The 6,698-nt window shown below is 70.6% G+C and carries 8 protein-coding genes and 1 pseudogene; 8 read left to right on the top strand and 1 reads right to left on the bottom strand.

Going from position 1 to position 6,698, the window contains the following annotated elements; all coding sequences use genetic code 11:
- Positions 1–831, bottom strand: an 831-nt coding sequence (locus Q0L15_RS05280; protein WP_296602755.1) for a DnaA/Hda family protein, incomplete at its 3' end; no start/stop codon positions are given.
- Between the two features lie 548 nt (positions 832–1,379).
- Between Q0L15_RS05280 and rpmH the strand changes: the two genes are divergently transcribed.
- From rpmH to Q0L15_RS05240, 8 genes and pseudogenes are all read left to right on the top strand, one after another.
- Positions 1,380–1,517, top strand: coding sequence for a 50S ribosomal protein L34 (gene rpmH / locus Q0L15_RS05275; protein WP_011758123.1), 138 nt, complete (start codon positions 1,380–1,382; stop codon positions 1,515–1,517).
- Positions 1,518–1,552: 35 nt separating this feature from the next.
- Positions 1,553–1,909, top strand: a complete 357-nt coding sequence (gene rnpA, locus Q0L15_RS05270) for a ribonuclease P protein component (protein ID WP_296602749.1) — start codon at positions 1,553–1,555, stop codon at positions 1,907–1,909.
- Complete coding sequence (yidD, locus tag Q0L15_RS05265; RefSeq protein ID WP_296602748.1) at positions 1,906–2,184, top strand: membrane protein insertion efficiency factor YidD; 279 nt, start codon at positions 1,906–1,908, stop codon at positions 2,182–2,184. The genes rnpA and yidD overlap by 4 nt, the downstream gene beginning before the upstream one ends.
- A 3-nt stretch (positions 2,185–2,187) precedes the next feature.
- A pseudogene (gene yidC / locus Q0L15_RS05260) lies at positions 2,188–3,135 on the top strand (membrane protein insertase YidC); the annotation flags it as partial.
- A gap of 182 nt (positions 3,136–3,317) precedes the next feature.
- Positions 3,318–3,875 (top strand): R3H domain-containing nucleic acid-binding protein, encoded by a 558-nt coding sequence (locus Q0L15_RS05255; RefSeq protein ID WP_296602745.1) that lies wholly within the window; start codon positions 3,318–3,320, stop codon positions 3,873–3,875.
- A 56-nt stretch (positions 3,876–3,931) separates the two neighbouring features.
- On the top strand, positions 3,932–4,633 hold the full coding sequence (rsmG, locus tag Q0L15_RS05250) for a 16S rRNA (guanine(527)-N(7))-methyltransferase RsmG (protein ID WP_296602743.1): 702 nt from the start codon (positions 3,932–3,934) through the stop codon (positions 4,631–4,633).
- A gap of 128 nt (positions 4,634–4,761) precedes the next feature.
- Complete coding sequence (locus tag Q0L15_RS05245) at positions 4,762–5,718, top strand: ParA family protein (RefSeq protein ID WP_296602741.1); 957 nt, start codon at positions 4,762–4,764, stop codon at positions 5,716–5,718.
- Positions 5,715–6,698, top strand: a complete 984-nt coding sequence (locus tag Q0L15_RS05240; protein WP_296602740.1) for a ParB/RepB/Spo0J family partition protein — start codon at positions 5,715–5,717, stop codon at positions 6,696–6,698. Before Q0L15_RS05245 ends, Q0L15_RS05240 begins: the two co-directional genes overlap by 4 nt.

Genomic DNA, 6,698 nt, shown 5'->3' with positions numbered 1-6,698 from the left:
CTCCTCCTGGGTCTGGGTCTTGCCCTCCAGGAACTGGATGTCGTCGATGAGGAGCACGTCGACGTCGCGGTAGCGGCGCTTGAAGCGGTCCTGCCGGTCGTCGCGGATGGCGTTGATGAACTCGTTGGTGAACTCCTCGCTCGACACGTAGCGCACCTTCGCGCCGGTGTAGAGCGAGCGCACGTAGTGGCCGATGGCGTGGAGAAGGTGGGTCTTGCCCAGGCCGGAGTCGCCGTAGACGAGCAACGGGTTGTAGGCCTTGCCGGGCGCCTCGGCCACCGCGACGGCGGCGGCGTGGGGGAACCGGTTGGACGAGCCGATGACGAAGGTCTCGAAGGTGTACTTGGGATTGAGCCGGGTCTCGAGGGAGGACGGGCGGGCGCCGAGGTCGGCAGGTTCCGGTGCGGGCGGGGCCACCGGCATCGGCACAGGATCGGCGGTACTTGTCGACATAGCGACTTCACGACTTGTCGATGAGTCGAGGTGCTCGGCGCCGGCGGGCTCGGTCGGCTCCTCGAGCTGGGGGTTCACGGTGACCGCGATCCGGATCTCGCGACCGAAGCGCACCGTCAGCGCGTCCTCGAGCTGGGCGCGCAGGCGGCCCTCGAGCTGGTTGCGGGTGAAGTCGTTGGGGACCGCGACGATGGCGGTGCTCTCGTGGAGGGTGACCGGCTCACTGGCGCGCAGCCAGGCGCGCTGGTTGGGCTGGAGGTCGTCGACCACGCCGCGCCAGGCGACTCCGAGGTCCGAGGTGCTCTGGTCCACCGCTCCCGCTTTCTCCGTCGTTCCCGCTTCGCTGCCGATCCGTTCCGCCGCGGGCCCGGACCCCATCGTCGGCGACGTCCGGCGGTCCCGCAGGAGAACCGGCGACCTCGAGGCCGCCGATCTGTCTCCACAACTTTGTCCACAGGTTGTGAACCCGGTGCCCCCGCTGTGGAGAGCCTCCGTCCGAGATCATCCCGACGCCGGCGCGGATCGACATCTGTGCAGGTCAGCGGCGGTTATTCGCTGATGTGGCGGGCGTCACACGACCTGCTGGTCCGGTGGGCGACGAGGATGACGGGGAACCTCGGTGCACTCGAACCTAACTCGCCGCCGCGGGCCGCGGCAAGCCGTCATCCACAGGTCCGGCCGGCGGTCGGACGCCCGGTGCCCGAGGTGGTCCGCGCTGGTTTGACCCTGTGGATCGCCAGCGCGTACCGTTACTCGGTCACCCGGTGTCGACCGGTGCCGCATGTCCACGAACGAGCAGTCGCCCGGAGGGGTCGGTTCGCGGGTGGGCGGTGCCAGCCGAAAGGCGCCTCGCGTGTCCGATCAACGGCACCGCACTGCCGCTCCGGCCCGGCGTGACTGCCCTGACCCACGATGGAGAGAAGCTCGTGAGCAAGCGTACGTACCAGCCGAACAACCGCCGCCGTCACAAGGTGCATGGCTTCCGCCTGCGCATGCGCACCCGCGCCGGCCGCGCGATCCTGTCCTCGCGCCGTCGCAAGGGTCGCAAGAGCCTCGCCGTCTGACGGCCGGGCTTCCGCCCGCTTCCCGCGCCGGCCTCGTGCTGCCCGCGGCGCACCGCCTGCGTGACGGCGCCACCTTCCGTGCGGCGATCCGTTCGGGTCGTCGCGCCGGGCGGCGCACCCTCGTGGTCCATCTGTGGGCCGATCCGGCGGCCGGCGCCGATCCTGCAGCACGGGTCGGTCTCGTGGTGAGCAAGGCGGTCGGCAACGCCGTCGTCCGCAACCAGGTGAAGCGACGCCTCCGACACCTCGCCCGGGAGCACCTCTCGACGCTCCCGGGCTCTGCTGTGCTCGTGGTCCGGGCGCTGCCGCCCGCGGCAACGGCCACCAGCTCGGAACTCCGTGCCGACCTCGCACGTTGCCTCGAACGGACCCGTGCGGAGGTGGCCAGGTGAGGTACGACCCGCTCCGGCTCCTGCTCATCGGGCTGCTGCGGGCCTACCGACTGCTCATCAGCCCGCTGTACGGCCAGGTCTGTCGCTATCACCCGACGTGCTCGGCCTACGCTCTCGAGGCGGTGCGCGAGCGCGGCAGCGTCGTCGGCAGCTGGCTGACGGTGCGACGTCTCGTGCGGTGCCACCCGTGGGCCGCCGGCGGCTACGACCCGGTCCCCCTTCGAACCTCCCGCCGTGGCGCGGGCCCCTCTCCCTCTCCCCAGCAAGGAGCCTGACCCGTGGGATTCCTCGGCGACATCGGCGGTTTCATCATGACGCCGCTCTACTACGCGATCTCCGCGGTGCTGGTCGGTTGGCACTGGGTGCTCGAGACCATCGGGCTCGACGGCGACAGCGGCCTGGTCTGGGTGCTGTCGATCATCGGGCTGACCCTGACGGTGCGCGCGGCCCTGATCCCGCTGTTCGTCAAGCAGATCAAGTCCAGCCGGAACATGCAGCTGATCCAGCCCAAGGTCAAGGAGCTGCAGAAGAAGTACGGCCATGACCGCGAGCGGCTCGCGCAAGAGACGATGCAGCTCTACAAGGACAGCGGCACCAACCCGTTCGCCTCGTGCCTGCCGCTCATCATCCAGATGCCGATCTTCCTGGCGCTGTTCCGGCTCCTGGACCATCACGCGGCGAAGGGCGACGGCAAGGCGTTCATCACCACCGACCTGGCGACCAGCTTCCAGAACGCGGAGCTGTTCGGCATCCCGCTGAAGGCGACGTTCCTCCAGAACGACGGTTCGTCGGCGGTCATGGTCGTCGCGGCGATCCTGGTCCTCGCGATGACCGCGACGACCTTCACGACGCAGCGCCAGCTGATGAGCAAGAACATGCCGCCGGACGCGCTCAGCGGTCCCTACGCCCAGCAGCAGAAGCTGCTGCTCTACGTCCTGCCCGTGGTGTTCGCGGTCGGTGGCATCGCTTTCCCGATCGCGGTCCTCTTCTACTGGACCACCTCCAACCTGTGGACGATGGGCCAGCAGTTCTACGTCATCCGCAACAACCCCGCACCGGGCACCGCCGCCGCTCAGGCGAAGGCCGATCGCGACCGTGCGAAGGCCGAGCGACACGGCCACCCCGTGGTCGGCGAGAGTGGGACGACGACGGTTGCCGAGGTCGAGGCCCCGCGTCCGCAGGCCCGTCAGCAGCCCAAGAAGCAGTCGCGCGAGCAGCGCAAGAAGACGACGAACCCGCGCCCGGCCCCGCAGGCACCGGCCGGTGGAGCGTCGACGTCCAAGCAGACGAAGGCGCAGGCGCAGCAGAAGGCCGACCGGAAGGCCAACCAGAAGGCGAAGCCGAAGCCGCAGTCCAAGCCGCAGTCCAAGCCCGATTCCAGGGGAGAGCAGCAGTGAGTGATGACGCCATGAACGAGGAGACCCCCGAGGTGACCGACGACGCTGTCGTCGCGGCCGCACCGAACGAGGCCGTGGACGCCCAGGACGAGGGCTCCCCCGCCCGATCGCGCGTCGAGCAGCTGGAGCAGGAGGGGGACATCGCCGCGGACTACCTCGAGGAGCTTCTCGACATCGCCGATCTCGATGGCGACCTGGACATGGACGTCGACGGCGACCGTGCGGCCGTCTCGATCGTGGGGGCCGACCTGTCGCAGCTGGTCGGCGCGCGGGGCGAGGTGCTCGACGCGCTGCAGGAGCTGACTCGGCTCGCCGTCTATCGTGAGACCGGCGAACGCTCGCGCCTGATGCTCGACATCTCCGGTTACCGGGCCCAGAAGCGCGAGCAGCTGGTGAAGCTCGCCGAGGAGACCGTGGCGCGGGTCCGCGAAACCGGGGAGAGCGCCAGGCTGGACCCGATGTCGCCGTTCGAGCGCAAGGTCGTGCACGACGCTGTCGCTGCGGCCGGCCTGACGTCGGAGTCCGAGGGCGTCGAGCCCCGTCGCCGCGTGGTGGTGCTCCCCGGCTGATGGACCCGGACGATGTTTCACGTGAAACGCCCTCCGCGCCCGATGAGGCGCGGGGGGTGTTTCCGTCTGAGCGGCTGCAGCTGGCCGAGCACTATGCCCACCTCCTGGCCACCGACGGTGTCGTCCGGGGGCTGATCGGTCCCCGTGAGGCGCCACGACTGTGGGAGCGACACCTGGTCAACTGCGCCCTGCTGGCCGAGCAGATCCCCCAGGACGCGCGCGTCTGCGACCTCGGGTCGGGTGCCGGGCTGCCGGGCCTGGTGCTCGCGATCGCTCGTCCCGACCTGCGTGTCACGCTGGTCGAGCCGCTGCTGCGCCGCACCACGTTCCTGGAGGAGGCGGTCACCGAGCTCGGACTGTCGGAGTCGGTGGAGGTGGTGCGAGGACGAGCGGAGTCCCTGCATGGCCAACGGCGGTTCGACGTGGTGACGTCCCGGGCGCTGGCTCCCCTCGACCGCCTGCTGGGCTGGTCGATGCCGCTCGTCGAGCCCACCGGGGTCCTCCTCGCGATGAAGGGGTCCTCGGCGTCGGCCGAGATCGAGGCGGCGCGTCCCGTCGTGGCCAGATGGGGCTGCGCGGAGCCCGAGATCCGCGTCCTCGGCGGCGAGGACGGTCCGTCCACCACGCTGGCGGTCCGGGTGGCTTGGGCCGATCCGCGGCGGGTATCTTGGCCAGTTGCGGCACCGCCCACGGGCGGAAGGCCCTCAGACCGCGCTCGACGCACGCGCGGCACATCGAACCGGAGGCGTGGAGCGTGACGGAGTTTTCCACCGGTACGGAGACGTCGACTGAGCGTGTCTCTCCACAGAACGGCGTGTCCTATCCACAGGGGAGCGGCGCGTCGACCGACGACCATGTTTCACGTGAAACCGCGCCCCAGCCCCTCGTGTCCGGCTATCCGGTCCGCACGGCAGCGGACATCGCCGTCAACGCCCCGGACTTCGACCACGACCACGCCACCCCGCTGGCGCGGGCCGCGGAGCACGTCGTCCTCGCGCGCCAGGGCGCTCGCCTGCGACCGCCGATGGGCCGGCCATCGGCGACCCGGGTGTTCGTCGTCGCCAACCAGAAGGGCGGCGTCGGCAAGACGACGTCGACCGTGAACGTCGCGGCCGCGCTGGCGCAGCTCGGGCAGCGCGTCCTCGTGATCGACCTCGACCCCCAGGGCAACGCCTCCACCGCGCTCGGTGTCGACCACCACCGCGGGACACCGTCGACGTACGACGCCCTCGTCGACGGGGTGCCCCTGGTCGAGGTGGCGACCGAGAGCCCCGAGGTCGACGGCCTGAGCGTCGTGCCGGCCACGATCGACCTCGCCGGCGCCGAGATCGAGCTGGTCTCGGTCGTGGCACGCGAGAGCCGGCTGCGACGGGCGATCCTCGGCCACCCGCGGGTCGGCACCGCCCAGGAGCTCGGCGAGGACCGTCTCGACTACGTCCTCATCGACTGTCCGCCGTCGCTGGGGCTGCTCACGCTCAACGCCCTGGTCGCCGGCAACGAGATGATGATCCCGATCCAGGCCGAGTACTACGCGCTCGAGGGACTGGGACAGCTGCTGGAGACGGTGGAGATGGTCAAGGCCCACCTCAACCCGTCGCTCGACGTCTCGACGATCCTGGTGACGATGTACGACGCGCGCACCCGCCTGGCCGCGGGGGTCGCGGAGGAGGTCCGCGACCACTTCGGCGACCAGGTCCTCAAGACCACGATCCCGCGCTCGGTGCGGGTCTCCGAAGCCCCGTCGTACGGCCAGACCGTGATGACCTACGACCCCGGATCTCCCGGGGCCCTGTCCTACCTCGAGGCCGCGCGCGAGATCGCGGTCAAGGGAGCAGCCTCATGAGCACGCACCGTCCTGTCCAGCGCCGCGGCCTGGGACGCGGCCTCGGATCTCTGATCCCGACCGCCCCCGCGGCCGACTCGTCCTCGTCGGAGGTCGGCGGGGCAGCGGAGTCCACCGACGCGAGCGGCGCGGCCGGGCGAGGTTCCGAGGTCGAGCTCGCCCCGGTCGATGGCGCGCACTTCGCCGAGCTGCCGGTCGGCCAGATCCGGCCGAACCGGGTCCAGCCCCGACAGGTCTTCGACGAGGAGGCGATGGCCGAGCTGGTCCACTCGATCAAGGAGATCGGCATCCTCCAGCCGGTCGTCGTGCGTCGCCTGGGGCGCGACGAGTACGAGCTCGTCATGGGCGAGCGCCGCTGGCGCGCCACCCAGCTCGCCGGCCTCGAGACGGTGCCTGCGATCGTCCGGGACACCGACGACGACGCCATGCTCCGCGACGCCCTCCTGGAGAACCTGCATCGCTCCCAGCTCAACCCGCTGGAGGAGGCCGCGGCCTACGCGCAGATGCTCGACGACTTCGGCTGCACCCACGAGGAGCTCGCGTCGCGGATCGGGCGATCCCGGCCCCAGATCAGCAACACGATCCGGCTGCTCAAGCTCAGTCCGGCCGTCCAGCGTCGCGTGGCTGCGGGGGTGCTCTCGGCCGGCCACGCTCGGTCGCTGCTCGCGATCGAGGACGCCGACCTGCAGGACCGCCTCGCGCAGCGCGTCGTGGCCGAGGGGATCAGCGTGCGCGGTCTGGAGGAGATCGTCGCCGTCCGCGACGTCGACCGCCCGGTGACCAGGACCGCGCGGGCCAAGCCGGTCGCCCCGGGCCTGGCCGACCTCGCCGAGCGGTTGTCGGACCGGCTCGAGACCCGCGTGAAGGTCGACCTCGGTCGGTCCAGGGGCAAGATCACCGTCGAGTTCGCCTCGCTCGACGACCTGCGTCGGATCGTGGACATCATGGATCCCCGCAACCGCAGCGACAGGCCGATCTAG

It is taken from the genome of Nocardioides sp., assembly GCF_024509035.1.
Lineage (GTDB): Bacteria > Actinomycetota > Actinomycetes > Propionibacteriales > Nocardioidaceae > Nocardioides.
The sequence above is the reverse complement of the archived record's forward strand: the minus strand, read 5'-3'. Positions and strand labels throughout refer to the sequence as shown.